The following is a 26,862-nucleotide window of genomic DNA, read 5'->3' as shown; positions in this document are numbered from 1 at the left end:
CATGATCATCGAGCTGCGCGACGTCGCCAAGACCTACGGCTCCTTCACCGCCCTGCGCGGCGTCTCGCTCGGCGTCGAGGAGGCCAGGGTGCTGTGCGTCCTCGGCGACAACGGCGCCGGCAAGTCGACGCTGATCAAGATCCTCGCGGGCCTGCACGAGCCCAGCTCCGGGGAGATGCTCATCGACGCCCGCCCGGCGCGCCTGCGCTCCCCCGCCGACGCCCTCAAACGCGGCATCGCCACCGTCTTCCAGGACCTGGCGATCGTCGACGAGATGTCGGTGTGGCGCAACTTCTTCCTCGGCCAGGAGCTGACCGGCCGCTTCGGCATGCTCAGGATCGACCGGATGCGCGAGATCACGCGCGCCGCCCTGACCGAGATGGGCATCGACCTGGCCGACGTCGACATGGACGCCGGCCGCCTCTCCGGCGGCCAGCGCCAGGTCGTCGCCATCGCCCGCGCAATCCATTTCGGCGCGCGCGTGGTCATCCTCGACGAGCCGACCGCCGCCCTCGGCGTCAAGCAGTCCGGCATGGTGCTGCGCTTCATCGACGCCGCCCGCGCCAAGGGCACCGCCGTCGTCTTCATCACCCACAACCCCCGCCACGCCATGCTCGTCGGCGACCGCTTCCTGGTGCTGGCCAACGGCCGGGTGTCCCTGGCCGCCGAGCGCGGGGAGGTCACCACCGAGGAACTAGCCCTGCAGATGGCCGGCGGCGGCGCGGAACTCGATGCCCTGGAGCACGAGTTCCGCCGGAGCTAGGCGTGGTCGTGGATTGATCCGCCGCCGCTCATCGGCTTCAGGTCCGCCTCCTGCCCCTGCTCGACGATGACGAACTGGCCCATCATCCCCGAGTCCTCGTGGAAGAGCATGTGGCAGTGGAACATGTACGGCACGCTCGGGTCGGGGTACCAGCCGAACTCCACGCCCAGGGTCACGGCGCCGCGAGGCGGGATGGCGACGGTGTCCTTCCAGCCGTAGGTGGCGACCTGGGCGACGTGGTTGTTGTCGAACTCCAGAACCTTGAAGCGACAGTCGTGGATGTGGAAGTTGTGCGGCCAGTCGGCGTTCTCGTTGGTCACGCGCCAGATCTCGGGGCGGTCGCGGTCGACGGTGACGTCGACGCGGGACATGTCCATGGACCGGCCGTTGATCTGGAAGGTGTTGAGGACGAACTCTCGCTCCACGGCGTTGGCCCGCTCCGGGACCGCGGCCGCCGCCGGGTCCAGCTCCTGTGGCAGCGGCCCCGGAGCGGGCGCATCGTCGGAGGGGCCGTGGATGGTCAGCAGGTCGAAGGCGTCCTGGAAACCGAAGTCGACGGGGTTGTCCTCCGGCAGCCCGAAGTTGCCGTCCAGCGGCTGCGACTGCAGCCGCACGTCCTCGCCGGGTTCGAGGTCGACGACGATCTCGACGCGTTCGCCCGGGCCCATGAGCACGTACTCCACCTGGACCGGGGTCTCCAGCAGCCCCTGGTCGGTGCCGACGACGTGGAAAGGGCGGTGGTCGGAGAAGGCCAGGTTGTAGAAGCGCATGGTCGCACCGTCGAGGACACGGAAACGTACCCGGCGCGTCGCGGCGTCGAAGTGCGCGTTGGTGATGCCGTTGACGACCGGGGTGTCGCCGATGAGCCCGAGGTCGGGATCGATGCTCTCGTCGAGCTGGCCGTCCCCGGTGAACTTCGCGTCGAGGATCACCAGCGGGACGTCGTCGACGCCGTACTCGGAGGGCAGCGCCACCGACTCCGAGACCTCGTCGTCGAGGATGATCATGCCCGCCAGGCCGCGGTAACAGTGCAGTCCGGTCTCCCCGTGCGGATGCGGGTGGTACCACAAGGTCGCGGCCGGCTGAATGATCTCCCACTCCGGCGACCAGGCCCCGCCCGGTTCGATCGGCGAGTGCGGCCCGCCGTCGGCCCAGGCCGGCAGCTTCATACCGTGCCAGTGGACGGTGGTCATCGTGTCGAGTTCGTTGGCGATGTCGACGCGCACGTGATCGCCACGGTGGGCGCGCAGCGTCGGGCCGAGGAAGCCGCCGTTGAAGCCCCAGGTCTCGGTCCGGACGTCGGGAAGAATCTCGGCGGAGCCGGGCTGTGCCTTGAGGGTGAAGTGCCGCGTTCCGGCGTCGTCAAGCGTGCTCTCGTAGAGCTCCGGGACGGGCAGGGGGCGGGTGTCTCCGTCGTAGCCGCGGGGCGGGGTCTGGGTGGAGCACGCCGCCAGGGCGGAGGCGGCGAACACCCCGACCATGCCCCGGAAAAACACTCTGCGGCTGATGACGGTCATGAAGGGGCCTCCGGACATGCTCAGAACAATCCTGACCGACCCTACCCGCGCTCCCGCTGGATAAGGTGGGGTTTTTCAGCCCCGAACGGAAAGGACGGTCCGCGCCCGCATGAGCGAGTTCGACGCCTCACTGGAGAAACGCAACGCCCGCCTCTTCGTCCTCGCCAACGGTGCCCAGGGTGTTGGGGATCAACTGGTCAGCGGCAAGACCGTCCTGCCCTGGCTGTTCCAGGCCGCGGGCGTGCCCGGGTTCTTCACCGCGTTGCTGGTGCCGATCCGCGAGTCGGGGTCGATGCTCCCGCAGGCCGCGCTGACGCCGTGGGTGACATCCCGGCGCTCGCGCGCCCGGGTCTTCATGGTCGGTTCCACCGGCCAGGCCGTCGCCGCGGGGCTCATCGCCCTGGCCGCCCTCCTGCTGGAGGGCTGGGCGCTGGGTCTGAGCGTCGTCGTGCTGCTGGGGGTCCTCGCGCTGTTCCGCGCGCTGTGCTCCATCTCGGGCAAGGACGTCCAGGGCCGCACGATCTCCAAGGGGCGTCGTGGCCTGATCACCGGGCGCTCCACCGCGGTCGGCGGCGGCGTCTCACTCCTCATCGGCCTTGCCCTGTCGACGCTCACCGGCGAGCTGCCCGCCTGGCTGCTCGCCGGGCTCATCGGGCTTGGCGCGCTCGGCTGGCTCCTGGCCACGCTCGTATTCACCGGCATCCGGGAACCGGCGCCCGACGAAGAACCCGGCCCACCGTCGGAGTCCTGGTGGGCCGACACCTGGTCGCTGTTCACCGGGGACGCCAGGTTTCGCCGCTTCGTCATCGTGCGCTCCCTGCTGCTGGTCAGCGCGTTGTCCACGACCTTCGTCGTCACCCTCTCCCAGGAGGTCGGCCACGACATCAGCGGGCTGGGCATGTTCGTCATCGCTTCGGCCCTGGCGTCCCTGCTGGGCGGCCCGATCTCCGGACGGCTGGCCGACGTCTCCTCCCGCAATGTCATGGCCGCGGGTTCGGCCACCGCCTCCGTCGTGATCGTCCTCGTTGTCCTGGCCGCCTGGCTCTCCCCGCAGACCCTCGCCCCGGTGGCGCTGCCCGTCGGTTTCTTCCTCATCCAGCTGGCGCACACCTGCGTGCGGGTGGGCCGCAAGACCTACATCGTCGACATGGCCGAGGGTGACCAGCGCACCCGCTACACCGCCGCCGCCAACACGCTGATGGGCGTCATCCTGCTCCTCGTCGGCGTCGTCTCCGGTGCGGTCGCTCAGTTCGGCTCCGTCGCCGCCCTGCTCTTCCTCGCGGTCATCGGTGTCCTCGGCGTGCTCATGACCCGTTCGCTGGCGGACGTCTCGGCCTAGCCCGTGCCCTCCCCGGATCCCCACCCGGGGAGCGACCCGGGAAACTAGAATGTGGTGGACAGGGAAATACGCCGACGAAAGCAGGTTCGTCATGCCCGACCGCCCCCGCTCCCCCGCCCTGCGGCTCGGCTTCGGCGCCGCCGTCGCCACCACCGTCTTGACCTTCATCACCTTCGCCCTGGCGCTGACCGCGCTGCCCAACGAGGAGCCCTACCCCTTCGCCACGGAGACCATCGTCAGCCAGTGGCCAGGCGACTACCTGTGGATGATCCCGGCGATGCTTCTGCTGCTGTCCTTCGTGGTCCTGGTCGCAGCGCTCCATGACCTCGCCCACCCCGGCCGCCGGGTCTTCAGCCTGGTGGCCCTGTCCCTCGCGATCATGGCGGCCACGGTGCTGCTGATCGACTATTTCCTCCAGTTCACCGTCATGCAGCTGAACCTGGAGAAGAACCAGCTGGACGGCTGGGCGCTGTGGACCCAGTACAACCCCAACGGCGTCTTCATCGCACTGGAGGAGCTCGGGTACCTGCTCATGAGCCTCGCCCTCCTCTCCCTTGCCCCGTTGTTTGGCGGCGGGGGCGCGGTGACCGCGGTGTTGCGGGCGACGCTGGTCCTGAACTTTTTCGCGGTGCTGGCGGCACTCGTGGTGGTGTCCCTGATGCAGGGAATGGACCGCGGGGACGATTTCGAGATCGCCGTCATCACCGTCGTCTGGCTGACCCTGCTCATCGCCGGACCCCTGCTGGCCATCCTGCTGCGCCGGGACCCCCTGCCCTTCCCGCAGCTCCAGGAACGGGGCGTGCACCGGTGACCGCACTGATCGTCTACGAGTCCGCCTGGGGCAACACCAGAGCTGTGGCCGAGGCCATCCGCGCCGGGCTGGGCCGTCACCTGAGCGCCGAGGCGACGCCGGTGCACCTCGCCCCGCCGCTGGCCGATCTGCAGGTGGATCTGCTCATCGTCGGCGCCCCCACCCACGCCTTCGGGCTCAGCCGACCGTCCACGCCCGAAGACGCCCGCCGCCGCGGGGGCGGGCTGATCCCCTCAGGGGTGCGCGAGTGGCTCGTCTCCGCCCCGGTGTCCCTGCCGGTGGCCACCTTCGACACCCATGTCCGCCACCCCAACCTGCCCGGCCACGCCAGCCGAAAGGCGGCGAAGGCGCTCACCGCGCTGGGCTGCCGGTTGCTGGCCGAGCCGGAGAGCTTCTTCGTCGACGGTTACGAGGGCCCCGTCCTGCCCGGGGAACTGGATAGGGCCACCGCCTGGGGCGAGGAGCTCGGCCGACGGGTGCGCACGGGGGCCGCGGACGGCTGAGCCCCGGGCAACCGTGTTTCTCCCGGCGCCCCTCCCCGTCCTAGACTCCTGAGTCACCATGGCAATGAGAACAGGCGTGAAATTCAACGGGTACGACGTCGCGGACTGGTCGCGCGAAATCTCCCGGCTTAAGCGCGCGGGCCAGGACGAGGAGGCGCTGGACCTGGCACTGGGCTGCCTGCGCGCCCTGACCAGAAACGGGCCGGCGAGCCTGCGCTTCGTCACCCAGGTCACCGTCCTCCAGCACCGCCTCGGGCTTGTCGACGACGAGATCGCCGTCCTCGAACACTTCCGCTCCCCCGGCCGGCTGCGCGGCGGCCAGCGTGACCTGCTCGACGTCGAGAAGCGGCTGGCCAAGGCGAGGGAGCTGCGCGCGAAGGCGCACGGCGAGGACCCCACGCCGTTCCGGGCGCAGTGGCGCCTGCTTGTCGACGCCCACAAGTCCGCCCCGGCACCCGCCCAGCCTTTCCTGCCGTCACCGGAACGGCTGGCCGCGGCCGAGTTCGTCGCCGTCGACTTCGAGACCGCCAACCGCCGCGGCGCCGTCTCCGCCTGCCAGATCGCGCTGACCCGGGTGCGCGACGGTGAACTCGCCGAAGAGTACGTCACCTACCTGCGCCCGCCCGCCGGGTACCAGCGCTTCGAGTTCACCGACCTGCACGGCATCTCCTGGCCGGACGTGGCGGACGCGCCGACATGGTCGGAGGTCGGCGCGGAGATCGCGGAGTTCGTCGGTGACCGTCCCGTGTGGGCGCACAACGCCGGCTTCGACTCGGGGGTGTGGCGCGGGCTCGACGAGCACTTCGGGCTGCGGACCCACCCCGCGGAGTTCTACTGCACCGTGCGCCTGAGCAGGAAAAGCGCGCCGGGACTGGTCAACCACCGCCTGCCGACCGTGACGGCGCACTACGCGCCGGGTTTCGTGCTCGAGCACCACCGCGCGGATTCGGACGCGCGGGCGTGCGCGCTGATTGTGGCGGCGATGCAGCGGGACCCGGCCGTCGCCACGCTGCTGGCGAACTGACAGCGCCAGGCCACCCCCACCGATATGCTGGGGAAGTCAATCCCGACCCGATTCCTCCAAGGAGATCCCCGTGGCCCAGAGCCCCAGCACTCCCTGCGCCGTCGTCGTGCTCGCCGCCGGCGCCGGCACCCGCATGAAGTCCGCGACCCAGAAGACGCTGCACGCCATTGGGGGGCGCACGCTGCTCAGCCACGCGCTGCACGCGGCCGACGGCCTGGGGCCGGAGCACATCGTCGCCGTCGTCGGTCACCAGCGTGACCAGGTCGGTCCGGAGGTGGAGAAGGTGGCCGCGGAACTGGGCCGCGAGGTGGTCCAGGCCGTGCAGGAGGAGCAGAACGGCACCGGCCACGCCGTGGCCTGCGGCCTGGCGCCGCTCGGCGAGTACGAGGGCACCGTCATCGTCACCAACGGTGACGTCCCGCTGCTGACCGCTGAGACCATCGAGGGCCTCTACCGCGCCCACGTCGACGCGCAGGCCGCGGTCACCGTCCTGACCATGAAACTGACCGACCCGACCGGGTACGGCCGCATCATCCGGGACGCGGACGACGAGGTCACCGCCATCGTCGAGCAGAAGGACGCCACGACCGAGCAGCTCGCCGTCGACGAGGTCAACTCCGGCGTCTTCGCTTTCGACGGCGCCGTCCTGCGCGACGCCCTGACCCGAATCGACACCGACAACGCCCAGGGCGAGCTCTACCTCACCGACGTCCTCGGCGTCGCCCGCGCCGACGGTCACACCGTAAGTGCCCACGTCGCCGCCGATCCGCGTGAGCTGGCCGGCGTCAACAACCGCGTGCAGCTGGCCGAGGCCGGCAAAGAGCTCAACCGCCGTCTCGTTGAGCAGGCCATGCTCGGCGGCGCGACGATCATCGATCCGGACACCGTCTGGATCGGCGTCAACGTCCGTATCGGCCAGGACGTCACCATCCACCCGAACACCCAGCTGTGGGGCGCGACCACCATCGCCGACGGCGCGGTCATCGGCCCGGACACCACCCTGACGGACATGAGCGTCGGCGAGCGGGCCTCGGTCATCCGGACCCAGGGTGAGCGTTCCGCCATCGGCGCGGACGCCACCGTCGGCCCCTTCACTTACATCCGCCCGAACACCGTCCTGGGCAACCGGGGCAAGCTCGGCGGCTTCGTGGAGGCCAAGAACGCCACCATCGGGGCCGGCTCCAAGGTCCCGCACCTTACCTACATCGGCGACGCGACCGTCGGCGTGGAGTCCAACATCGGCGCCTCCTCCGTCTTCGTCAACTACGACGGCGTAAAGAAGCACCACACCACCATCGGCGACCACGTCCGAACCGGCTCCGACACCATGTTCGTCGCTCCGGTGACCGTGGGTGATGGCGCGTACTCCGGTGCAGGTACAGTGATCACGAAGGACGTTCCCGCGGGGGCTCTGGCCATCAAGGAGGGCCGCCAGCGCAACATCGAGGGCTGGGTCGAGGAGAAGCGCCCCGGCACCCCGGCCGCCGAAGCCGCCAGAGCCGCCCGCGAGCGCGCCACAAACGAAGACAACCAGGAAGGCTAGAACCCCATGACTGGACAGTGGTCCGAAAGCCACAAGAACATGATGGTTTTCAACGGACGCGGCAACCCGGCGCTCGGTGAGGCTGTCGCCCAGGAACTCGGCATCGGGCTGACGCCGACGACCACCCGTGATTTCGCCAACGGCGAGATCTTCGTGCGATTCGAGGAATCGGTCCGTGGCGCCGACTGCTTCGTGCTGCAGTCGCACGCACAGCCGCTGAACAAGCTGGTCATGGAACAGCTGATCATGATCGACGCCCTCAAGCGTGGATCCGCCAAGCGCATCACCGCCATCCTGCCGTTCTACCCCTACGCGCGCCAGGACAAGAAGCACCGCGGCCGTGAGCCGATTTCCGCCCGCCTCATCGCGGACCTGCTCACCGCCGCCGGCGCCGACCGCATCGTCTCGGTCGACCTGCACACCGACCAGGTCCAGGGCTTCTTCGACGGGCCGGTCGACCACATGCACGCGATGCCGATCCTCACCGATTACATCGCCGAGCACTACGACGTCAACGATCTCGTCGTCGTCTCCCCGGACGCCGGCCGCGTGAAGACCGCCGAGAAGTGGGCCAACCGCCTGGGCGACGCCCCGATGGCCTTCGTACACAAGACCCGTTCCACGGAGGAGGCCAACAAGGTCGTCTCCAACCGCGTGGTTGGCGACGTCGCCGGCAAGAACTGCGTGCTGCTCGATGACATGATCGACACCGGCGGCACCATCGCCGGCGCCGTCCGCGTGCTCAAGGAGGCCGGCGCCAAGCGCGTCGTCATCGCCTGCACGCACGGCGTCTTCTCCGACCCGGCCCGCGAGCGCCTCAACGAGTGCGGCGCCGAGGAGATCATCACCACCGACACCCTGCCCCAGGAGACCGAGGGCTGGGAGAACAAGACCGTGCTCTCCATCGCCCCGCTGCTGGCGAAGACCATTCACGAGATCTTCGAGAACGGCTCCGTCACCACCCTCTTCGAGGGCGAGGCTTAACCCCCTCCCCCGCGACTACGCCAGCCCGGCCAGCCTCATCGGTCCGGCTGGCGCAGCTTTTTTCCAGGGCCACTCCGCTGACCCTGACCTGGCGCGACAGCCAGCTACTCGAGATCAATCGGGACGAGCTGTCCGTCCGCGTCAGCGCAGACCAGGCGGGCGCCCACCAGGGCAGTGTCGTCTAGTGGACGGCAATGGCGCCCGGGCGCCCGGACACCGACAACCCCGCGGGTTTCGGCGCCAGCGATCTCAGGTTCCTCTTCCCGGTCGGCGAGATCACGCCGGGAAAGCCGCTGAACTGCCACGACGGGCGCAGCTACGGCGGCCATCGGGCGGCTCAGTTCGGCGGCCCCGGGCGGTACGGGGTCGCGCGACGGGGCCCGCGGCGATGGACGCATCCTCGGCGCCGGTCTGACCATCCCCCGGGGCTTCACCGCACAGAACCGCCTGGCGGACACGGCCGCGGACATCTCCTCGCCGTCCGCGGTCTGCGCGAGGAGCGGCCGGTGGCGGAGCGCGTCATGGATCTCACGGTCCCGCTCACCGGACTCCGCGTGCCGCGTCCCTACGAGTCCTTCAGAGGCCGGCGGTGGGCGGCCATGTGGGCGGCGCGGGCGGCGTTTTTCGGCCGGATGATCAGCCGGGCTCCGGTCTCGCCCTCCCGTGCGGCCAACTCGTCGACGCTGATCTCGCCCTCGCCGGCGTAGACCCCGGCCAGTCCGGCGGCGATGTCGCGGTCCGCCTCGGCGACGTCCTCCCCCCGCCAGGCGGAATCCAGCGCGTGCCTGGTCAGCGGGAGCGGCGGGTCGACGGGCGCGCGGTAGCCGTCCACCAGCTCCCGCGCCAGGGCCAGGGCCCGCTCGGGCACCGCGTCCGGGTTCATGAGCAGGACGTCGCGGGCGTCGAGAAGCCCGCGGTTTCTGGCCTCGACGGCGTTGTCGGTGGGGGTGGCGGCCATGATCAGGTCGAAGGCTGCCTGGTGCGGATTGTCGACGCCCCGTTCCACCATCAGCTGCAGGACCCGGACGCTGCCGTTCCAGGCCGGAATGAGCCCGACGAGACGTTCCGGGAAACCGACGCGCAGCTCGGTGTGCGCGACGACGCGGTCGCAATGAAGGAGCAGCTCCGCTCCCCCACCCAGGGCGGCGCCGCGGGCAGCGGCGACGACGGGAATCGGCAGTCGCCGCAGGGCGCGCATCACGTCGGAGCCCGCGCGGATCACCCGCCGCGCCACCGCCACATCACCGCTTTGGGCGGCCTCGGCCAGCTGCGGCAGATTCGCCCCGGCGGAGAAGATGGTGCGCTGGTCGTTGCCGATGACCAGAGCTTTCAACCCCAGGTCACCGACGCCGCGCAGCGCCGCGATGACGTCCTCCGTGCAGGAATTCATCGGGGTGGTCATCGAGAACACCCCCACGCCGTCGGCGAGGCGGTGGACCACCGCACCGTCGTTGCGGAAGACGACCTCCGCCTCGCGGGTCAGTTCCGCGAAGCTCGGCGGCCCGGCCGGCAGCTCCCGGACGGTGCCGTCGGTGCCCAGGGCGTGGCCGGGCGCCGGGTAGAACACCGCGGCGTCGGCGAGCAGCGGCGGGATCGGGCGGCCCTCGGCGGTGAAGCGCTCCCGGAGGCGGTCCAGGCCGACCTCGTCCGCCATGCGGAACGGCCCCTGCTTCCAGGAGTAGCCCAGCTCCATGGCCGCGTCGATGTCGGCGACGGTGTCCGCGATCTCCGGGGCGACCTGGCAGCAGTAGGCCAGGGTGGTCGCGAAGACCTCCCACACGTAGCGCCCGCCCGCGGAGTCGACGTCGATGGCCCGGGCGATGCCGCGGACCTCCGTCACCGGGTCCGCGACGGGGCGAACTGGGCGGTAGTCCAGGGCGGCGGGGTCGAGCACCTCCCCGCGCCCGCGCCAGAATCCCGACGCTCCGGTGCGGCCGGTATAGCCCTGCTCGAGCAGCCAGCTCAGCGGCGGCGAGGTGACCAGCCCCTCGTAGCGGTGGAAGGCGTCCCCGTCGTCGAGCGCGCCGAGCAGGCTGTCCCAGATGCCGGGCACGACCTGGAGGCCGATGTAGTCGAAGAGCCCGAAGATTCCGGTTCGCGGAACGCCGACGGGCTTGGCGAAGGCGGCGTCGGCGAGTTCGATGTCCAGGCCGCGGTCCAGGGCGATGCTCGCGCCGGCGGACATCCAGAAGCTGCCGATGCGGTTGGCGATGAAGCCGGGGGTGTCTCGGCAGGGCAGGACATGCTTGCCCAGCTCCTCGCGCAGGACGCTGGCCAGCGCGGTGCCGGCCGGGCCGACGACCTCGACCAGGCGCATCAGGCGCGGCGGGTTGAAGAAGTGGGTGATGCCGAAGTGGGCGCGGAAATCCTCGTCCAGCCCCTCGGTCAGGGCGGCCAGCGGAATGGTGGAGGTGTTCGAGGTGACCAGCGCACCCGGTTGGCGGTGCGGGGCGATCTGGGCGTAGAGCCCGCGTTTGGCGTCGAGGTTCTCGACGATGGCCTCGACGATCCACTCGGCGTCGGCAAGCAGGGGCAGGTCGGCGTCAATGGAGCCCGTCGTGATCCGCTCCGCGAAGGCCGGGTCGTAAAAGCCCCCGTGCGCCACCTGGCGTTCGACGCCGGTGCGCGCGATCTCCTCGCTTTGGTCCAGCAGAATGACGCGGTGGCCGGCGTTGGCCATGTGGGCGGCGATGCCCGAGCCCATGGATCCGGCGCCGATGACGGCGAATGTGCGGGTCATGCTGGTCTCCTCAGGTGAAGGCGCTAGTGCCGGTCAGGGCCCGGCCGATGATCAGTGACTGGATGGTGTCGGTGCCCTCGAAGGTGTGCAGGGCCTCCATGTCGGCGAAGTGGCGCACGACGTGGTTCTCCAGCAGAATGCCGGAGCCGCCGAGCAGGTCGCGGGCGTCGGCGACCACGCGTCGGGCCGCCCGGGTGTTGTGGACCTTCGCCATCGCGGCCTGCGGGCCGAGCAGTTCGCCGCTGCCCTCGAGACGGGCGAGCTGGCGGCACTGCAGGGCCATGTTGGTGACGTCGGTGAGCATGTCCGCCAGGCGCTGCTGGATGATCTGGTTCTTCGCCAGCGGGCGGCCGAACTGGGAACGCTCCCGGGCGTGACCCAGGGCGATCTCGTAGGCGGCCAGGCCGTGGCCGAAGGCTGACCACGCCACCCCGGCGCGGGAGGCCTCGAGCACCCGGGAGGTGTCCTTGAAGGTGTTGGCGCCCGGCAGCTTGTTGGCCCGGGGGATGCGGCAGTCGCGCAGGCGGATGTGGGCCTGGTGGATGGCGCGCAGCGAGACCTTGCCCGTGATGACCTCCGCGTCGTAACCGGGAGTGTCCTGCTCGACGATGAAGCCGCCGACCTGGCCGTCCTCCATGCGTGCCCAGACGACGGTGACGTCGCCGCCCGCGCCGTTGCCGATCCAGCGCTTCTCGCCGTTGAGCACGTACTCGTCACCGTCGAGCACCGCGGTGGTCTCCAGGGCGACGGCGTCGGAGCCGTGGGTGGGTTCGGTCAGGGCGAAGGCGCCGAGCTCCTCCCCGGCCGCCAGCGGGCCGAGCCACCGCCCCCGCTGCTCCGGGGAGCCGTGGAAGGCGATGGAGCGCAGGCACAGGGCGGCCTGGACGCCGATGACGACGGCCATCGAGCCGTCGATGCGCGAGACCTCCATGCACGCCAGGCCCGCCCCGAGCGGGGAGAGCTTCTCGTGCCCCTCCACCTCGACGCCGTCGGTGAGCAGGTCGAGCTCGCCGAGGCGCCGGACCAGCTCGAGCGGGTAGCGCGCCTGCTCCCAGTGGTCGTTGATGACGGGCAGGACGTCGTCGGCGTAGGAGTGGGCGCGCCGCCAGACGGCGCGGTCGGCCTCGCCCACGTCGGCGAACACGCCGAGGAAGTCCAGGGTCGGGTCGAGAAGTGTCATGTCGGGGTCCTTCCAGGCGTAAGGTACCCCCAGTGTGACATGGCTTACACCCATGGTCAACGACAATTTATTCCGCAACTATTACCCCGACAAAACTATTAGTGCTCGTGACGCGGTCCGGCCCCCACCGGAGATTCGCTGATCGAGGACGTACGCGCGCCCCCGACTGGCCGTTCGTCCGGGGACTGTGGCCCCAACCGGAGCGCGAGTTCCGGTACGGCACCGGGGATCACCTCACCCGTGCCGACCTGCCCCGGTTGCCCGGACCCGGCACCGCCACGAGCCGGCGGGACACCGTGGACATGTTTCCCGGCCCGACGGGCGCGTCGCCGACGCGGACACGACGCGCGTCCGGGCCGACCCCGGCCGGGTGCGGACATGCGCTCCCGACGCTCTTCCGCCGGAGGGCCCTCAAGCACCTGCGGTGATTTTGGCCTGGCCCGGGCGGGGTATAGGATTGACCCGTCTCGGCGAGGGCTCTTCATGGGCCGTTATCGACGCGATTGCAACCGTCTCAAGCTTGTATGGCCTGCGGCGACTCGGCGAGGACACGATATCCCGAAGAGTCGGACGCAGGCGTTCTGCGTTTCCGGCCCCACACATACAAGGAGAACAGCATGGCTGACACCACCATCCTCAAGGGCGAGTACCGCAAGGAGTTCGGCAAGGGTGCGTCCCGCCGCCTGCGTCGCGACGGCCGCATCCCGGGCGTCCTCTACGCCTCCCACCAGGAGCCGGTCCACTTCCACGTCGACCGCATCGAGACCCAGGCCCTCGTCCGCCGCGAGGGCGTCAACGCCGTCTTCGAGCTCGAGCTCGACGGCGAGCAGTTCCTGTCCATGGTCAAGGTCATCGACCAGAACATCCTGACCCTGGACATCGACCACCTGGACCTGCAGGCCATCAAGCGCGGCGAGAAGGTCGAGGTCTCCGTCCCGGTCATCGCCGAGGGTGAGGTCTTCTCCGGCGCCATGCTCATCCAGGAGGAGGAGACCATCCTCGTCGAGGCGTCGGCCCTGTCCATTCCGGAAGAGCTCACCGTCTCCGTCGCTGGCGTCGAGGCCGGCAACCAGGTCCTGGCCGGCGACATCACCCTGCCGGAGGGCGTCACCCTCGTCGACGAGGCCGACAAGCTGGTCCTCAACATCGTCGCCGAAGAGGTCGCCGAGATCCCGGAGGACGGCGAGGAGGCCGCAGCCGAGGGCGAGGCCGAGTCCGCGGAGTAATCCGCCGCCGCCCCGACGCACCCCATCGACGCGATGGGGTGCGTTCCCCTTTTCCGCCGTACACTGCGCAGTCATGACCGTTCTCATCGTCGGCCTCGGCAACCCGGGCCCCAAGTACAAGGGCACCCGCCACAACGTCGGGGCCATGCTCATCGACGAGCTGTGCTCCCGCGTCAGCCCCATGCCCGCCACCCTGAGCGTGCACAAGCGCACCAACACCGAGATCGCCGAGCTGCCCGCCGGCCGCCTCGGCTCCTCGCAGGTGGTCCTGGCCCGGCTGCGCTCCTACATGAACGTCTCCGGCGGTCCGGTCAAGGCGCTGGCCACTTACTTCTCCGTGGCCCCTGCCGACGTCATCATCGCCCACGATGAACTGGAACTCGACTTCGGCGCCGTGCGTCTGCGCACCGGCGGCGGCGACCACGGCCACAACGGACTCAAGTCCATCACCCGCTCCCTCGGCACGAGGGACTACCGGCGCCTCGCCCTCGGCATCGGCCGCCCGCCCGGACGCATGGACCCGGCCGCCTACGTGCTCAAGCCCTTCCCCGCCGCCGAGGCCGCCGACGTCGCGATCATGCTTGCCGACGCCGCCGACGAGGTCCTCACCGCCCTACGCTAGGGGCCATGACGCTCCTCGCCCGCCTCCTCGCCTGGTTCAACGCAGTATCGACGCTCATCGGGCTGGCCATGCTGTGGTTTCGGCCCTCCCTGGTCTCCCCCGCCCTGGAGGGCACCTCGTTCGAGGGCCAGACCCTCCTCGGGGGCGCGCTCCTCGGCATCGTGGTGGGCGGGTTCCAGTGGGCGGCGATCGGCGTCGACAAGCGGGCCCCGCACTGGCGATGGGCCGCACACCTGCTGGCCGGCGCCGTCATGCTCGGCTGGATTTTCGGGGAGGCGCTCGTGCTGGATTCCTTCGTCCTCCTGCACCTGCTCTACGGGGTGACGGGCGCCGCCCAGATCATCGCTCCCGCCGTCGCGCTCGGCGCCCTGAAAGCACAGGCGCCGGCGGACCCTGAGGGTCCACCGGCGGCGTCGGCTACAGAGTGATCTCCGCGCCCTCCTTGCCCTCCTCGCGCTGGCGGTCGATCTTGTGCAGCAGGTACTCCCAGTCACGCAGCGCCGGCGGCAGCTTGCCCAGCTCCGGGTTCTCGATGTACGCGCGCGCCGAGGGGTCGTAGTCCCACAGCCAGTCGGCGTAGCGGTACCAGCCGGTGCGCTCGGCCTGGCGGAAGGCCTCGTTGCGGACGTGGCGCGCGACGCCGTCGACGTGCCACATCTCGCCCCAGAAACGGGAGGTGGTCTGGATACGGTTGCAGCGCGGCGCCCGCTCGTCGGACACCTCGCGCAGCACCGTGCCCCAGTTCAGCTCGCCCTGCGCGGCGGCCTCGGCGGCGAAGACGGCGAAGACCTCGGAGTCCTCCATCGCCATGATGGCGCCGGAGGCGATGTACTGCAGCGGCGGATGCGCCGCGTCGCCCATGACTATGATGCGGTCGTTGACCACCCAGTCCTCGAGCGGCTCGCGGTCGGCCATCTGCCACCAGTTGTTGAGCCACATGTTGCCCAGGCGGGACTGGATGTACTCGTTGGTGTGGGAGAAGGCGTCCTTGAACTCCTCGTTGTTGCCCCAGTCCTCCGGCACCTCGCTGCCGTCGATCAGCGCGTCGAGGTAGCGCGGGGACTGGAAGACGGCCACCTGGTTGAGCATCTCGCCCTGCCGCAGCGGGTACTGGATGAAGTGGCAGCGCGGGCCGATGTAGCCGACGACGGAGTTGATCTTCTTCGCGTCCTCGGTCTCGTTCTCCATGTTGGACGTGCCGCGGTAGGCGACGTAGGCGGACGGGACCGGGGCGTCCTGGACGATCTCCTGACGGAAGATGGAGTGGGTGCCGTCGAAGCCGATGAGGACGTCGCCGCGGACCTCGACGAGCTGCTCGCCGTCGTTGAGGTTCTTCAGGGTGAGGGTGACGCCCTCCTCGTCTTCCTCGGCGCCGGTGGCGAAGTAGCCGGTCATGAGCTTGGCGCCGTGCTTCTCGGCCTCGGCGAGCAGCAGGTTCAACAGATCCGAACGGTGGATGACGAGGTACGGGGCGCCGTAGCGCTCCCGGAACTCCTCGCCGAAGTCCATGTCGAGGATGGTCTCCGCGGTCACGGCGTCCTTGAACACCATGTTGTCCGGGAGGTAGCCGCCGGCGATGGCCTTCTCCTTGAGACCCCAACGCTCCAGCATCTTCACGCCGTGCGGGCCGATCTGCAGGCCGGCTCCGACCTCCTTGAACTCGAAGTGCTGCTCGTAGAGCTCCACCTCGGCGCCGCGCAGCGCGAGGGCGAGGGCGCCGGAGGCGCCACCGATGCCGCCGCCGACGATGATGATCCTCTGGCCGGCGAGGTCCTTGTTCGGAATAGCTGTAGTCATATCGGTCTTCCTCTTCCTTTCGGGGAACGGTAGGTCTGTGAATCCAGGGGTTAACGGGGGGTCGGGGCAGCCTGCACGACGGTGGTCGTCTCGCCACCCTGGCCCCGGTCCCTGCGCTGCAACCTGTCGAGGATGAACAGCGACAGCGCGGAGAGCAGGGCGGCGATGGCGAACATCAGGTAGTTCGACTCGGGGCCCAGGCCCCAGCCCAGCAGCAGGCCCGCCAACTGCGGCGCGGCGACCGCGCCCAGCCGGCCCACGCCCAGCGCCCACCCCAGGGCCGTGCCACGCAGCAGATGGGGGTAGAAGTGCGTGACGGCGGCGATGATCAGGATCTGGGTGCCGTGCGTGCCGACGCCGGCGAGCACCAGGATGGCGTATACAGCGAGTATGGGGGGCCCGCTGAGCAGACCGAGCAGCGCCACTCCCGCCACGCCCGCGGCGACCACGCCCGAGCGCACCGGCCCGAAGCGGTCACCGGCCCAGGCCGTGACGACGGAGCCGATGATGGCGCCCAGGTTCAATGCCAGGGTGAAGTTGAGGGAGGCGCCGAAATCGTAGCCCTCCTCCTGCATGAGCTTCGGCAGCCACGTGCCCAGGCCATACCACGCCAGCAGGGTGACAAAGGTCGCGAGCGCGAACCAGACGGTGACCGCACGGTACTCCGGGGAGAACAGCGCGCCGTAACCCGGCGCCTTCTGAGACGCCTCGGTCTCCGTGCCGGCGAGCAGCCCCCGGGCGCGGTGGTCGGCCTCAATCTCCTGGTCCGAGGGGATGACCTTTGCGGCCAGTGGGATCCCGATGATCAGCGGCACCATGGCCAGCAGGAACATCGCGCGCCAGCCCCAGTTCTCGTCGATCGGGACGATGACCTGCGCCAGCAGCGCGGCAACGGAGCCGCCCAGCGGGACGCCGGACATCATGACGGTGGACCAGGCGGACATCCGGCTCGGCGGGACCAGGTCGGCGGTCATCGCGTTGACCGACGGGACCAGACCGCCCAGGCCGATCCCGGCCAGCAGACGGAAAGCGCCGAAGAGCCAGACGCTCGGGGCCAGGCCGCACAGAATCGTGAACACCGACAGGACCACGACGGAGCCGATGACCGCGGTCTTGCGTCCGACCCGGTCCGAGAGACGGCCGATGGCGACCGCGCCGATGACCATGCCGACGAAGGCCATGGAACCCACGGTGCCGGCCTGGCCCGCGGAGAGGTTCCACTCCTCCATGAGCTCTGCCTGGACGGTGCCGTAGACGATGAGGTCGTAACCGTCGAAGACGACGAAGAACCAGCCGATCAGCACGGCTGCGAGACGACGCCCGGAGATGCCGAGCACCGTGAACCCGGCCCCGTCGAGGCCTGGTGGCGGGGAGGTTGGCACCGTGGGATGGGAACCCCCTGATGCGTGGGCGGAGTGTTCTGTCATAGCTTCATCATCTTGGTGAGCAGGGTTACAATCAAAGACATTCCACATAGCGGAAGGTATTACTATGATTCAGGTTGGCCCCACCCACGGCGCTCCCCCGCGCGACTATCTCCAGTCCGTGGATCTCGCCCTTGTGCTCATCCTCATGCTCCGCGACGCCGGCTCGCTGACCATCTCCACCGCCGCCGCCGACCTCGACGTCGCCTCCTCCACCGTGCACCGCTCCCTGTCCATGCTCGTCTACCGTGGTTTTGCCCTACGTGGCGAAGGGCGTGACTACGTCGCGGGCCCCGCACTCAGCTCCTCCAGCCTCGCCCCCGGCGTCGGCGCCGGCCTGGCCCGGCTCACCCGCGGCTACCTCGACGCCATCACCCGCGCCACCGGCGAAACCACCCAGCTGATGATCCTGACCGGCAACAAATGCAACGTCATCACCTCCGCCGAAGGCACCACCGACGGCCACATCAGCACCCGTCGCGGCCAGATCATCCCCGCCGAGCAGAACGCCGGCGGCCTGGCCATGCTCGCCGAACAGTCCGCCAGCGAACTGCGCGGACTCTACCCCTCCATGCCAGACGTCACCTTCGACGACCTGCGCCGCACCCTGCGCCGCTCCCGTGACCGCGGCTTCGCCATCAACCACGGCCTCTACGAACCCGACGTCTCCGCCGTGGGCGCCTGCCTGCGCAATGACCTCGGCGACGTCCTGGGGGCCATCACCGTCAGCGTGCCCACCCAGCGCTTCCGCCAGATCTACCGCCGCTGCGCGGAAGTGCTGACGGTGCACGTCAGGGACCTGAACCGGACACTGACGACGGTGGACAGTCGGGATTTGGGACGATAAGGGGTACGGGAAAGTACCCCCGCCCCGTTTTTCCACTTTGCGGAATTTCTTTGAGCCACACCCCTTTTGCTCATAGGTTCGGAGTCACAACCACCAGTCCCCGCCCTGAACCACCATCGCCCCCGGCGTCCGCCGGATCGAGGACAGGACGGGGACCAGACCCCCAGGAGGTTTGAACAATGAGCGAACACGACTACTCAAACAAGCATGTCGAGTACGTGGCCCCCGAGGCCACGCCGGAAGAGCAGGCTGAGCTCGATGACATGTACAAGCGCATGGACGAGATCCACCTCAAGCCGCTGTGGCGCACCATCGGTTCCCTGATGCCGAACTCCCCGGAGTCGCAGGCCGTCGCCCACAAGTGGGACTGGGAGGAGCTGTACAAGCTGGCCCAGCGCTCCGGCGAGCTGGTCCCGGTCGGCCGCGGCGGCGAGCGTCGCGCCATCGGCCTGTGCAACCCCGGCCTCGGCGGGAACCCGTACATCTCCCCCACCCTGTGGGCGGCCATCCAGTACCTGGCCCCGGGCGAGAACGCCCCGGAGCACCGCCACTCCCAGAACGCCTTCCGCTTCGTCATCGAGGGCGAAGGCGTCTGGACCGTCGTCAACGGTGACGCGGTCCCGATGAAGCGCGGCGATTTCCTGCTCACCCCGGGCTGGAACTTCCACGGCCACCACAACATCGCGACCGAGCCGATGGCCTGGCTGGACGGCCTGGACATCCCGTTCGCCCACCAGATGGACACCGGCTTCTTCGAGTACGGGACCGAGAAGCTCACCGACGAGTCCACCCCGGACTACTCCCGTTCCGAGCGCCTGTGGGCCAACCCGGGCCTGCGCCCGGTCGCCTTCCCGGGCCGGACCACCCAGTCCACCATCGGCCGCTACGCCTGGGAGCACACCGACAAGGCCCTCAACGAGCAGTTGGCTCTGGAGGACGCCGGCTTCCCGGGCGTCGTCGGCCCGGGCCACGCGGCGGTTCGCTACACTAACCCGACCACCGGCGGCGACGTGATGTCCACCATCCGTGCCGAGTTCCACCGCATGCGCCCCGGTGCGTCCACCACGCCGGTCCACGAGGTCGGCAACCGCGTCTTCCAGGTCTTTGAGGGCTCGGCCACCGCATACGTCGGCGACGAGACCTTTGAGCTCAACCACGGCGACGTCGTCAACGTCCCGTCCTGGAAGAAGTGGCACATCGAGGCCGGCGCCGACGGCGTCGACCTGTTCAACTTCTCCGACTTCCCGATCTTCGAGAAGCTGGATCTGGCCCGTACCTACACCCCTGAAGGAGTCTAAGACACATGCGTCTTGCAACCATCCGTTCCAACGGCACCACTTTCGCCGCCCGCGTCGAGACCGACACCACCGCCGTCAAGATCGAGGGCTTCGCCAACGTCGGCGACCTGCTGAAGGAGGACAACTGGGAGCAGCTCGCCGAGCAGGCCGCCGGTGACGCGGTCTCCTTCGAGAAGACCGACCTCGAGGCCGTCATCCCGGCCCCGAACAAGATCGTGTGTGTCGGCCTGAACTACGCCAACCACATCAAGGAGATGGGCCGTAACCTGCCGACCCACCCGACGCTGTTCGTCAAGTACCCGGACGCCTTGACCGGCCCGTACGACGACGTGCTGGTGCCGGAGTACGCCAACTCCGAGCTGGACTGGGAGGGCGAGCTGGTCGTCGTCATCGGCAAGCGCGCCCGCCGCGTCAAGGCCGCCGACGCCCAGGACTACATCGCCGGTTACGCCGTCATGAACGACTACACCATGCGTGACTACCAGTACCGCACCCTCCAGTGGCACCAGGGCAAGTCCTTCGAGAAGTCCGCCGGTTTCGGTCCGTGGCTGACCACCAAGGACTCCTTCGAGTTCGGCGGCGAGCTGGCCACCTACCTCGAGGGCGAGAAGATGCAGACGACCCCGACCGATGACCTGGTCTTCGGCCCGGAGGCGCTGATCGAGTACATCTCCCACATCTACCCGCTGGACGCCGGCGACGTCATCGTCACCGGTACCCCGGGCGGCGTCGGCCACGCCCGCGACCCGAAGCGCTACATCGGTGACGGCCAGACCGTCACCGTCTCGATCGACGGCCTGGGTGAGGTCGCCAACAAGACGGTGTTCGAGTAATGACGCAGTCCTTCCACGATCTGCCGCGCGAGGAACGCCTCAGCATTGCTCGTCGTGGCACGTCGCACTACTCGAACCAGCTGGCGCTGATCGACAACGCCGATTTCCGGTCCCCGTCGCGCCTGGCGGGCTGGGACATCGCCACCCTGGTGGCGCACACCGCGTACAACGCGAGTGCGCTGGTCAATCTGGTGGACTGGGCCAACACCGGCGTCGAGACGCCGATGTACCCGAGCCCGGACGCCCGTGCCGAGCAGATCGCCTACGGCGCGACGCTCATCCCGGACGCCCTGCGCAACCTCCACGACCACACGCTCGTCCGCCTGGACGTCGCCTGGCGCGACTCCTCCGAGCAGGCGTGGGACAACGAGGTCAAGACCGCCCAGGGCCGGACGGTCCCGATGGTGGAGACGCTGTGGATGCGCACCCGCGAGGTCTGGATCCACGCCGTCGATCTGAACCAGACGGCGACCTTCTCGGACATCCCCCGGGTCGTGCTGGACACGCTGGTCCCGGAGATCGTCGGCAAGTGGTCCAACACCGGCGCCGGCGAAGGTCTGGTGCTCGTCGACTCCGAGTCGGGCGAGCGCTTCCCGGTCACCCCGGGCGCCGAGACCACCGAGGTCGTCGGCACGAAGACCGGCCTGGCCCGCTGGGCCACCGGCCGTGGCGCCCACGGCGTCAACGCCGACGCCCCGCAGCCGCCGCGCTGGCTCTAGGCCGCTGATTCACCGCCCCTCCGGGGGCGGTTTCTCAGTTTTCCAGCCAGGCGAGAATCTCCGCCGCGGTGCCCGCCCGCAGCTTGTCGACGCCCGTCCCCACCAGGCAGTACGGCGCCCCGATCTGCTTCATCATCGGCCGCAGATAGGGGTAGATCGCCGCATCGAGGTCATGGCCGTTGGGCAGCCCCCGGGCCCAGCGTCCCGAGAAGGCCCGGGTGGACACCGTCTCCCCGCCCCGGCGCAGCAGCTCCCGGTTGGCCGGGCTGGTGCCCGCCTCCTCAGCCAGCAGGAAGGCGGAGCCGCAGGCGACCGCGTCGGCCCGAAGCGCCCGGACATCGGCCGGGGTGCGTACACCTCCGGCCGCGATGAGCGGCAGGCCGGTCACGGCGCGGCAGGCGTCGAGAAGCTCCGGCAGCGGGCGGGCGTCCGGTTCCTCGTCGACGGTCCAGGTGGCGCGGTGCCCGCCGGCCTCCGGGCCCTGGACGACGAGCGCGTCAGCGCCCAGGGCGTCGGCAGCGCGGGCGTCGGCGGGGGTGGTGACGGTGATCCACGCCTCGATGCCGCGGTCGTGGAGCTGGGCGATCTCCCCCGCGCTGAAGGGCCCGAAAATCGAGGAGGCAACCGCCGGGCGGTGGCGCAGCACCGCCGCGAACTTCTCCTCCCAGCCGTTGCTGTAGTCGACGGCGGGCACCTCGACGCCGAGTTCACCGGCCACTGCCCGCACCTCGGCGAGCGAGGCCAGCGGCTCCTGGCGGGCGAAGAGGTTGACGCCGTAGCGGACGTCGTCGCAGGCGGACATCTCGGCCTCGGCCTGCGCCGGGCTCAGGGCGCCGGTGGCCAGGAAGCCGAAGGCGCCGGCCTCGGCGGCGGCGCGCACCAGCGCCGGGGTGGACGGCCCACCGGCCATGGGGGCGACGATGATTCTCATGGGGCCCACCCTAGACTGGTCGGCGTGTCTCTCTGGTCAAGAATCTTTCGTCCCCGCCCCCGGCTGGTCACCGACTGGCTCGTCGTCGGTCTCGGCAATCCCGGCGAGGAGTACGCCGCCACCCGCCACAACGTCGGCTACATGGCCCTCGACGACCTGCTCGCCGACGCCGGCGACGTGCTCACCCCGCACGGCAAAGCCCTGGTGTGCCCGGTGACCTGGGGCGGCCAGAAGGTGCTGCTGATGCGCTCACGCACCTACATGAACCACAGCGGCCAGGCGCTGGCCGGGCTGGACGTGCCCGCCGAACGCGTCATCGTCCTCCACGACGAACTCGACCTGCCCGCCCACCAGGTGCGGCTGAAGAAGGGGGGCAACGAGAACGGCCACAACGGGCTGAAGTCGATCACCGAGACGCTCGGCACGCGGGACTACCTGCGGGTGCGCATCGGCATCGGCCGTCCCCCCACGGGCACGCCGGTCCCCGAGCACGTCCTGGGCCCCGTCGACGCCGGGGCGGGCCTCGACGAGGCCATCGCCGCCGCGGCCGACGCGGCCCGGCTGCTGGTCACCGAGGGGCTGGCGCGGGCGCAGAACGAGATCCACTCGCGTCGTTAGGCGAGCTTCTGCGCCCAGTCCTCGAGCTCGGTGAAGATGGCCTCCAGCTCGCCCGCGCGACGCTCGTTCGGGGCGAAACCGTTCTCGGTGAACTCGGTGAACAGGCTCAGATCCAGCTGGGTGCGGATGTCGATCATCGAGAAGTTGGCGACGATGGTGCGCCAGTGCTCCACCGCGCGGACGCCGCCGGCGGCGCCGTAGCCGACGAAGGCGATGGGCTTGGCGGCCCACTCGGCGCCCAGGGCGTCGAAGGCGTTCTTCAGCGCGCCCGGCACGGAGTGGTTGTACTCCGGGGTGACGAAGATGTAACCGTCGAGGGAGTCGATCTTGTCGGACCAGTTCTGCACGGCCTCGTTGTCGTACCGCTTGTTGGCCGCGCCCGGAACGACCGCGGAGTCGAGCAGGGGGACGTTGAACTCCTTGAGGTCGACGAGCTCGTAGGCGACGTCGGAGGTGCGCGCGTCGGCCTGCGCCTTGATCCACTCCGCGACGGAGGCGCCGGAGCGGCCCTCGCGGATGGAGCCGATGATGATGCCGATGGTGGACATGGCGAAAACCCTTTCGTTTACTCGAAATTTCAAAAAACCAGTGTAGCGTCATTATCCCCCCATGCCCCGACGCAGTAGTGTTATCGCCTATGAGCACCACCGCCGAAGCCGCCCGCCGTCGCACATTCGCCGTCATCGCCCACCCGGACGCGGGTAAGTCGACGCTGACCGAGGCGCTGGCCCTGCACGCGCACATCATCACCGAGGCCGGCGCCACCCACGGCAAGGGCAACCGCAAGGCCACCGTCTCCGACTGGATGGAGATGGAGAAGGACCGCGGCATCTCCATCGCCTCCTCCGCGCTGCAGTTCGAGTACGCCCACGAAGGCACCGACTACATGATCAACCTGGTCGACACCCCGGGCCACGCGGACTTCTCCGAGGACACCTACCGTGTGCTGTCCGCCGTCGACGCCGCCGTCATGCTCATCGACGCCGCCAAGGGCCTCGAGCCCCAGACCCTCAAGCTCTTCCGCGTCTGCAAGGCCCGCGGCCTGCCGATCATCACGGTGATCAACAAGTGGGACCGCATCGGCCAGGAGCCGCTGGAGCTGGTCGAGGAGATCGTCACCGAGATCGACCTCCAGCCCACCCCGCTGTACTGGCCGGTCGGCGAGGCGGGCGACTTCCGCGGCCTGGCCCACGTCAACGCCGACGGCGAGGTCGACGAGTACGTCCACTTCGACCGCACCGCCGGCGGCGCCACCATCGCCCCGGAGACCTTCTTCGCCCCGGACGCCGCCGCCGAGCAGGAGGAGGATGCCTGGGAGACCGCCGTCGCCGAGGCCGAGCTGCTCGCCGGTGACGGCGCCATCCACGACCAGGAGCTCTTCGAGCAGTGCGTCACCTCGCCGCTGATCTTCGCCTCCGCGATGCTCAACTTCGGCGTCCACCAGATCCTCGACACGCTCTGCGCCATTGCCCCGTCGCCCGCCGGCCGGGCCTCCGACCCGGCGGCGATTGAGGCGTCGACAAGCGCAGTCGACGAATTCCGCGAGATCGAGGACGATTTCTCCGGCGTCGTGTTCAAGGTGCAGGCCGGCATGGACAAGAACCACCGTGACACCCTCGCCTTCATGCGCGTCGTCTCCGGCGAGTTCGACCGCGGCATGCAGGTCACCCACGCCCAGTCCGGGCGCAGCTTCTCCTCCAAGTACGCGCTGACCGTCTTCGGCCGCACCCGCGAAACCGTCGAGACCGCCTACCCGGGCGACATCGTCGGCCTCGTCAACGCCGGTTCCCTGGCCCCCGGCGACACCATCTACGCCGGGCGCAAGGTGCAGTACCCGCCGATGCCGCAGTTCGCCCCTGAGCACTTCCGCATCCTGCGCGCCAAGTCCCTGGGCAAGTACAAGCAGTTCCGCAAGGCCCTCGACCAGCTCGAGGCCGAGGGGGTCGTGCAGATCCTGCGCAACGACGCCCGCGGCGACGCCAACCCCGTCATGGCCGCCGTCGGCCCCATGCAGTTCGAGGTCATGCAGGGCCGCATGGCCAACGAGTACAACGTCGAGACCGTCACCGAACCCATCCCCTACACCGTCGCCCGCCTCACCGACGAGGCCTCCGCGCCCGAGCTGGGCCGGCAGCGCGGCGTGGAGATCTTCACCCGCGGTGACGGCGCCCTGGTGGCCCTCTTCGGCGACAAGTGGAAGCTCGCGTTCATCGAGAAGGAGCACCCGGGCCTGACCATCGAGCCGATGGTCGCCGACTAGGCCCGGGCGCCCCGACTCAGCACTCGGGCAGGCTGACGGGCATCCCCAGCGCCACCGCCAGGCCGCCCATCGAGGTCTCCTTGTACTTCGACATCATGTCCCGGCCGGTTTGGGCCATGGTCTCCACCGCCACGTCGAGGCTGACGCGCTGGGTGTCGTCACTGAACTGCGCCAGCCGGGCGGCGTTGATCGCCTTGACCGCGCCGATGGCGTTGCGCTCGATGCACGGGATCTGCACCAGCCCGCCGACCGGGTCGCAGGTCAGGCCGAGGTTGTGCTCAAGCGCGATCTCGGCGGCGTTGCCGATCTGGGTCGTCGAGCAGCCCATCGTCGCCGCCAGGCCCGCCGCTGCCATCGCCGCCGCGGAGCCGACCTCACCCTGGCAGCCGACCTCGGCGCCGGAGATCGAGGCGTTCTTCTTCACGACGATGCCCACCGCCCCGGCCGCCAGCAGGAAACGCCGGTGGTCCAGGCTGGGCAGGAAGTCCTTCGCGTAGTGCATCACGGCGGGGATGATGCCGGCCGCGCCGTTGGTGGGGGCGGTGACGACGCGCCCACCGGCGGCGTTCTCCTCGTTGACGGCCAGGGCGTAGAGGTTGACCCAGTCCATTGCGTTCATCGGGTCGAGCTTGCTGGTCTCCGCCGAGAGACGTTCATACATCGCCGGGGCGCGGCGGGCGACGTTGAGGCCGCCGGGGAGGGTGCCCGGCGTCGACAAGCCCGCCCTGACGCAGTCCTGCATGGTGGCCCACACCGCGTCGAGATGCTTGTCGACGTCAGCCGGTTCATTGGCGCGCATGATCTCCTCCACGTCCCGCCCGTAGGCCTCGAGCTCCGCCCAGGAGTCGAAGGGGTAGGCCCCGGGCGCGTCGGCCTCGGCGGCGTGGGTGCGGGAGGACATCCCGGCGCGGTCGAGGATGAAGCCACCGCCGATGGAGAAGTAGTCGACGCCGTTGATCGTCAGGCAGTTGGGGTGCTCGGGCGCGGGCTCCGGGTCGAAGACGAGCTCGTAGTCGATGGTGCCGGCGGGGCCGGAGATGGTGCCGCTGGTCGGGATCCGCTCCCCGAGCACGGGGGCGACGTCGGCGCTCACCGTGGTGGGCGTCCAGCCCACCAGGCCCAGCAGCACGGCACGGTCGGTGCCGTGGCCTCGGCCGGTGAGCGCGAGCGAGCCGCGCAGCGTGATGTGCGCGGAGCCCGGGAGCCCGTGCTCGCCCACGTACTCCGCGGCCGCGCGCATCGGCCCCACCGTGTGCGAGGACGAGGGGCCGATGCCGATGCTGAACAGGTCGACGACGCTGATACCCATGTCGCCATCCTAGACTGTTTTCCATGTTCGAGATTGTCGCCGGCCAAACCCGCCGCGAGGACGTTCTGATCCTCTTCGCGGAGTACTTCGCCACGCTTGTCGACGCCGGCCTCGCCGCCGTCCTGGCCACCCAGAACCCGGAGGCCGAGCTCTCCGACCTCGACTCCGTCTACGCCGCGCCCACCGGCGGGCTGTGGCTGGCGCTGCACGACGGGGCGCCCGTCGGCTGCGTCGCCGTCAAACGCAACAACGACGTCCACGGTGAGCTCAAGCGCCTCTACGTCCGCCCCGCCGGGCGCGGCCACGGCCTCGGTTCCCTGCTGCTAGAGACCGCGATCACCGGCGCCCGCGACCTCGGCTACCGTCGGTTGCGCCTGGACACTGCACCGCACATGACCGCGGCGATCGGACTGTACGAGCGCCACGGCTTCTACCGCGTCGGGGCCTACAACGACAACCCCGCCGCCGACGCGGTCTTCATGGAACTGGCTCTGTGACACAGATCCTGACGCTCTCGCGTCCTGGTTGATCCGGATCAAGGAAGGCGTCCGCGAAGCCTCATAACGTGACGGTC

Annotated in this window: 25 protein-coding genes; 17 read left to right on the top strand and 8 right to left on the bottom strand. The window is 69.6% G+C overall.

Going from position 1 to position 26,862, the window contains the following annotated elements:
- Position 1 precedes the first annotated feature (1 nt).
- The gene (locus CGUA_RS04475; RefSeq protein WP_290197893.1) at positions 2–763 is read left to right on the top strand and encodes an ATP-binding cassette domain-containing protein; all 762 of its coding nucleotides are present in this window, start codon (positions 2–4) and stop codon (positions 761–763) included.
- On the opposite strand, the gene CGUA_RS04470 is transcribed toward CGUA_RS04475, so the two are convergent.
- Positions 760–2,280 (bottom strand): multicopper oxidase family protein, encoded by a 1,521-nt coding sequence (locus CGUA_RS04470; RefSeq protein WP_290197892.1) that lies wholly within the window; start codon positions 2,278–2,280, stop codon positions 760–762. The genes CGUA_RS04475 and CGUA_RS04470 overlap by 4 nt on opposite strands.
- A 109-nt stretch (positions 2,281–2,389) precedes the next feature.
- Between CGUA_RS04470 and CGUA_RS04465 the strand changes: the two genes are divergently transcribed.
- The 6 genes from CGUA_RS04465 (at position 2,390) to CGUA_RS04440 (ending at position 8,484) form a co-directional block, all read left to right on the top strand.
- Positions 2,390–3,619: an MFS transporter gene (locus CGUA_RS04465; RefSeq protein ID WP_290197891.1), complete on the top strand. Its 1,230-nt coding sequence runs from the start codon at positions 2,390–2,392 to the stop codon at positions 3,617–3,619.
- Between the two features lie 91 nt (positions 3,620–3,710).
- Entirely contained in the window at positions 3,711–4,430 is a 720-nt protein-coding gene (locus CGUA_RS04460; RefSeq protein ID WP_290197890.1) for a hypothetical protein, read from the top strand.
- The gene (locus CGUA_RS04455) at positions 4,427–4,933 is read left to right on the top strand and encodes a flavodoxin family protein (RefSeq protein WP_290197889.1); all 507 of its coding nucleotides are present in this window, start codon (positions 4,427–4,429) and stop codon (positions 4,931–4,933) included. Before CGUA_RS04460 ends, CGUA_RS04455 begins: the two co-directional genes overlap by 4 nt.
- Before the next feature lie 58 nt (positions 4,934–4,991).
- Entirely contained in the window at positions 4,992–5,957 is a 966-nt protein-coding gene (locus CGUA_RS04450; protein ID WP_290197888.1) for a 3'-5' exonuclease, read from the top strand.
- 70 nt (positions 5,958–6,027) lie between these two features.
- A complete protein-coding gene (glmU, locus tag CGUA_RS04445; protein ID WP_290197887.1) occupies positions 6,028–7,500 on the top strand; it encodes a bifunctional UDP-N-acetylglucosamine diphosphorylase/glucosamine-1-phosphate N-acetyltransferase GlmU in 1,473 nt (490 codons plus the stop codon).
- A 6-nt stretch (positions 7,501–7,506) separates the two neighbouring features.
- A complete protein-coding gene (locus tag CGUA_RS04440; protein ID WP_290197886.1) occupies positions 7,507–8,484 on the top strand; it encodes a ribose-phosphate diphosphokinase in 978 nt (325 codons plus the stop codon).
- Between the two features lie 565 nt (positions 8,485–9,049).
- Here the strand turns inward: CGUA_RS04440 and CGUA_RS04435 are convergent.
- Together CGUA_RS04435 and CGUA_RS04430 are read right to left on the bottom strand one after the other, a co-directional pair.
- On the bottom strand, positions 9,050–11,224 hold the full coding sequence (locus CGUA_RS04435) for a 3-hydroxyacyl-CoA dehydrogenase/enoyl-CoA hydratase family protein (RefSeq protein WP_290197885.1): 2,175 nt from the start codon (positions 11,222–11,224) through the stop codon (positions 9,050–9,052).
- A gap of 10 nt (positions 11,225–11,234) precedes the next feature.
- Complete coding sequence (locus CGUA_RS04430) at positions 11,235–12,404, bottom strand: acyl-CoA dehydrogenase family protein (protein ID WP_290197884.1); 1,170 nt, start codon at positions 12,402–12,404, stop codon at positions 11,235–11,237.
- A 617-nt stretch (positions 12,405–13,021) separates the two neighbouring features.
- Between CGUA_RS04430 and CGUA_RS04425 the strand changes: the two genes are divergently transcribed.
- The 3 genes from CGUA_RS04425 to CGUA_RS04415 all read left to right on the top strand — a co-directional run bounded on the left by CGUA_RS04425 (position 13,022) and on the right by CGUA_RS04415 (position 14,680).
- Positions 13,022–13,630, top strand: a complete 609-nt coding sequence (locus CGUA_RS04425; protein ID WP_290197883.1) for a 50S ribosomal protein L25/general stress protein Ctc — start codon at positions 13,022–13,024, stop codon at positions 13,628–13,630.
- A 73-nt stretch (positions 13,631–13,703) separates the two neighbouring features.
- Positions 13,704–14,252 (top strand): aminoacyl-tRNA hydrolase, encoded by a 549-nt coding sequence (gene pth, locus CGUA_RS04420; protein WP_290197882.1) that lies wholly within the window; start codon positions 13,704–13,706, stop codon positions 14,250–14,252.
- Between the two features lie 5 nt (positions 14,253–14,257).
- Complete coding sequence (locus CGUA_RS04415) at positions 14,258–14,680, top strand: hypothetical protein (RefSeq protein ID WP_290197881.1); 423 nt, start codon at positions 14,258–14,260, stop codon at positions 14,678–14,680.
- Here the strand turns inward: CGUA_RS04415 and CGUA_RS04410 are convergent.
- Together CGUA_RS04410 and CGUA_RS04405 are read right to left on the bottom strand one after the other, a co-directional pair.
- Positions 14,670–16,049 (bottom strand): FAD-dependent monooxygenase, encoded by a 1,380-nt coding sequence (locus tag CGUA_RS04410; protein WP_290197880.1) that lies wholly within the window; start codon positions 16,047–16,049, stop codon positions 14,670–14,672. The genes CGUA_RS04415 and CGUA_RS04410 overlap by 11 nt on opposite strands.
- Before the next feature lie 50 nt (positions 16,050–16,099).
- Positions 16,100–17,476: an MFS transporter gene (locus CGUA_RS04405; RefSeq protein ID WP_290197879.1), complete on the bottom strand. Its 1,377-nt coding sequence runs from the start codon at positions 17,474–17,476 to the stop codon at positions 16,100–16,102.
- A gap of 64 nt (positions 17,477–17,540) precedes the next feature.
- Between CGUA_RS04405 and CGUA_RS04400 the strand changes: the two genes are divergently transcribed.
- From CGUA_RS04400 to CGUA_RS04385, 4 genes are all read left to right on the top strand, one after another.
- Complete coding sequence (locus CGUA_RS04400) at positions 17,541–18,320, top strand: IclR family transcriptional regulator (RefSeq protein WP_290197878.1); 780 nt, start codon at positions 17,541–17,543, stop codon at positions 18,318–18,320.
- Positions 18,321–18,499: 179 nt separating this feature from the next.
- Positions 18,500–19,618: a cupin domain-containing protein gene (locus tag CGUA_RS04395; protein WP_290197877.1), complete on the top strand. Its 1,119-nt coding sequence runs from the start codon at positions 18,500–18,502 to the stop codon at positions 19,616–19,618.
- A gap of 5 nt (positions 19,619–19,623) precedes the next feature.
- A complete protein-coding gene (locus CGUA_RS04390) occupies positions 19,624–20,451 on the top strand; it encodes a fumarylacetoacetate hydrolase family protein (RefSeq protein WP_290197876.1) in 828 nt (275 codons plus the stop codon).
- Positions 20,451–21,170, top strand: coding sequence for a maleylpyruvate isomerase family mycothiol-dependent enzyme (locus tag CGUA_RS04385; protein WP_290197875.1), 720 nt, complete (start codon positions 20,451–20,453; stop codon positions 21,168–21,170). The genes CGUA_RS04390 and CGUA_RS04385 overlap by 1 nt, the downstream gene beginning before the upstream one ends.
- Before the next feature lie 34 nt (positions 21,171–21,204).
- On the opposite strand, the gene CGUA_RS04380 is transcribed toward CGUA_RS04385, so the two are convergent.
- On the bottom strand, positions 21,205–22,101 hold the full coding sequence (locus CGUA_RS04380) for a nitronate monooxygenase (RefSeq protein ID WP_290197874.1): 897 nt from the start codon (positions 22,099–22,101) through the stop codon (positions 21,205–21,207).
- 15 nt (positions 22,102–22,116) lie between these two features.
- On the opposite strand from CGUA_RS04380, the gene pth (CGUA_RS04375) reads away from it, so the two are divergent.
- On the top strand, positions 22,117–22,719 hold the full coding sequence (gene pth / locus CGUA_RS04375; RefSeq protein ID WP_374725063.1) for an aminoacyl-tRNA hydrolase: 603 nt from the start codon (positions 22,117–22,119) through the stop codon (positions 22,717–22,719).
- On the opposite strand, the gene CGUA_RS04370 is transcribed toward pth (CGUA_RS04375), so the two are convergent.
- Positions 22,716–23,267, bottom strand: coding sequence for an NADPH-dependent FMN reductase (locus CGUA_RS04370; RefSeq protein WP_290197872.1), 552 nt, complete (start codon positions 23,265–23,267; stop codon positions 22,716–22,718). The two genes, pth (CGUA_RS04375) and CGUA_RS04370, sit on opposite strands and share 4 nt — an antisense overlap.
- Positions 23,268–23,356: 89 nt before the next feature.
- On the opposite strand from CGUA_RS04370, the gene CGUA_RS04365 reads away from it, so the two are divergent.
- Complete coding sequence (locus CGUA_RS04365) at positions 23,357–24,979, top strand: peptide chain release factor 3 (RefSeq protein WP_290197871.1); 1,623 nt, start codon at positions 23,357–23,359, stop codon at positions 24,977–24,979.
- Positions 24,980–24,995: 16 nt separating this feature from the next.
- On the opposite strand, the gene CGUA_RS04360 is transcribed toward CGUA_RS04365, so the two are convergent.
- Positions 24,996–26,288: an L-serine ammonia-lyase gene (locus CGUA_RS04360; RefSeq protein ID WP_290197870.1), complete on the bottom strand. Its 1,293-nt coding sequence runs from the start codon at positions 26,286–26,288 to the stop codon at positions 24,996–24,998.
- Between the two features lie 23 nt (positions 26,289–26,311).
- On the opposite strand from CGUA_RS04360, the gene CGUA_RS04355 reads away from it, so the two are divergent.
- Positions 26,312–26,785 carry a GNAT family N-acetyltransferase gene (locus CGUA_RS04355; protein ID WP_290197869.1) on the top strand — a complete coding sequence of 158 codons (474 nt, stop codon included), beginning with the start codon at positions 26,312–26,314 and terminating at the stop codon, positions 26,783–26,785.
- Positions 26,786–26,862 lie beyond the last annotated feature (77 nt).

The organism is Corynebacterium guangdongense (assembly GCF_030408915.1).
GTDB classification, from domain to species: Bacteria; Actinomycetota; Actinomycetes; order Mycobacteriales; family Mycobacteriaceae; genus Corynebacterium; species Corynebacterium guangdongense.
This window is presented reverse-complemented; position numbering and strand designations above follow the sequence as displayed.

Excerpts from the sequence above, each read along its gene's own strand:
- CGUA_RS04475 (WP_290197893.1), top strand. The coding sequence starts at position 2 with ATGATCATCGAGCTGCGCGACGTCGCCAAGACCTACGGCTCCTTCACC.
- CGUA_RS04470 (WP_290197892.1), bottom strand. The coding sequence starts at position 2,280 with ATGACCGTCATCAGCCGCAGAGTGTTTTTCCGGGGCATGGTCGGGGTG.
- CGUA_RS04465 (WP_290197891.1), top strand. The coding sequence starts at position 2,390 with ATGAGCGAGTTCGACGCCTCACTGGAGAAACGCAACGCCCGCCTCTTC.
- CGUA_RS04460 (WP_290197890.1), top strand. The coding sequence starts at position 3,711 with ATGCCCGACCGCCCCCGCTCCCCCGCCCTGCGGCTCGGCTTCGGCGCC.
- CGUA_RS04450 (WP_290197888.1), top strand. The coding sequence starts at position 4,992 with ATGGCAATGAGAACAGGCGTGAAATTCAACGGGTACGACGTCGCGGAC.
- CGUA_RS04440 (WP_290197886.1), top strand. The coding sequence starts at position 7,507 with ATGACTGGACAGTGGTCCGAAAGCCACAAGAACATGATGGTTTTCAAC.
- CGUA_RS04435 (WP_290197885.1), bottom strand. The coding sequence starts at position 11,224 with ATGACCCGCACATTCGCCGTCATCGGCGCCGGATCCATGGGCTCGGGC.
- CGUA_RS04430 (WP_290197884.1), bottom strand. The coding sequence starts at position 12,404 with ATGACACTTCTCGACCCGACCCTGGACTTCCTCGGCGTGTTCGCCGAC.
- CGUA_RS04425 (WP_290197883.1), top strand. The coding sequence starts at position 13,022 with ATGGCTGACACCACCATCCTCAAGGGCGAGTACCGCAAGGAGTTCGGC.
- pth (WP_290197882.1), top strand. The coding sequence starts at position 13,704 with ATGACCGTTCTCATCGTCGGCCTCGGCAACCCGGGCCCCAAGTACAAG.
- CGUA_RS04415 (WP_290197881.1), top strand. The coding sequence starts at position 14,258 with ATGACGCTCCTCGCCCGCCTCCTCGCCTGGTTCAACGCAGTATCGACG.
- CGUA_RS04410 (WP_290197880.1), bottom strand. The coding sequence starts at position 16,049 with ATGACTACAGCTATTCCGAACAAGGACCTCGCCGGCCAGAGGATCATC.
- CGUA_RS04405 (WP_290197879.1), bottom strand. The coding sequence starts at position 17,476 with ATGACAGAACACTCCGCCCACGCATCAGGGGGTTCCCATCCCACGGTG.
- CGUA_RS04400 (WP_290197878.1), top strand. The coding sequence starts at position 17,541 with ATGATTCAGGTTGGCCCCACCCACGGCGCTCCCCCGCGCGACTATCTC.
- CGUA_RS04395 (WP_290197877.1), top strand. The coding sequence starts at position 18,500 with ATGAGCGAACACGACTACTCAAACAAGCATGTCGAGTACGTGGCCCCC.
- CGUA_RS04390 (WP_290197876.1), top strand. The coding sequence starts at position 19,624 with ATGCGTCTTGCAACCATCCGTTCCAACGGCACCACTTTCGCCGCCCGC.
- CGUA_RS04385 (WP_290197875.1), top strand. The coding sequence starts at position 20,451 with ATGACGCAGTCCTTCCACGATCTGCCGCGCGAGGAACGCCTCAGCATT.
- CGUA_RS04380 (WP_290197874.1), bottom strand. The coding sequence starts at position 22,101 with ATGAGAATCATCGTCGCCCCCATGGCCGGTGGGCCGTCCACCCCGGCG.
- CGUA_RS04370 (WP_290197872.1), bottom strand. The coding sequence starts at position 23,267 with ATGTCCACCATCGGCATCATCATCGGCTCCATCCGCGAGGGCCGCTCC.
- CGUA_RS04365 (WP_290197871.1), top strand. The coding sequence starts at position 23,357 with ATGAGCACCACCGCCGAAGCCGCCCGCCGTCGCACATTCGCCGTCATC.
- CGUA_RS04360 (WP_290197870.1), bottom strand. The coding sequence starts at position 26,288 with ATGGGTATCAGCGTCGTCGACCTGTTCAGCATCGGCATCGGCCCCTCG.
- CGUA_RS04355 (WP_290197869.1), top strand. The coding sequence starts at position 26,312 with ATGTTCGAGATTGTCGCCGGCCAAACCCGCCGCGAGGACGTTCTGATC.